This is a genomic window from Corallococcus sp. AB038B (assembly GCF_003668955.1).
Classification (GTDB): Bacteria; Myxococcota; Myxococcia; order Myxococcales; family Myxococcaceae; genus Corallococcus; species Corallococcus exiguus.
Genome location: NZ_RAWO01000279.1, coordinates 1 through 401, shown reverse-complemented (window position 1 = coordinate 401; position 401 = coordinate 1). Strand labels below are relative to the sequence as shown.

1 protein-coding gene is annotated in these 401 nt (G+C 70.8%); it reads right to left on the bottom strand.

What is annotated here, in order from left to right; all coding sequences use genetic code 11:
* Positions 1–119 precede the first annotated feature (119 nt).
* On the bottom strand, positions 120–401 hold a 282-nt coding region (locus D7Y04_RS43280), incomplete at its 5' end, for a carboxypeptidase-like regulatory domain-containing protein (RefSeq protein WP_147477376.1).

Genomic DNA, 401 nt, shown 5'->3' with positions numbered 1-401 from the left:
CATCCCTGGCGGGCGCCCGGCCAACGAAGGCCGCGGTGGTGGTGCCCACGCCCTGGATGGAGCGTGTCCCACTGGGAACCTCCTCCACATAGACGCCGGGCGTCAGGTAGTTCGGCACGTCAGTCCTCCTTCAGCGGCAAGCGGATGAGCAGCGGTTGGGGCTCGGAGGCGAGCGCCTCCGGACCCAGCGCGAGCAACTCCCCCTTCGCTCGCACCTCCAGCCGCCCCAGCGTGGCCACTGGCGGCACGCGGGGAAAACGAAAGCAGCCCTTGTCGTCCGTGCGCGTGGCCAGGCTCAGCCCGGGCAATTCCACCAGCGCACCCGGAATGGGCACGTCACCGGGACCGACGACACAGCCCAGCAGCGCCTCGGCGGGCACCGCCTGGGTGACGATGGGGAA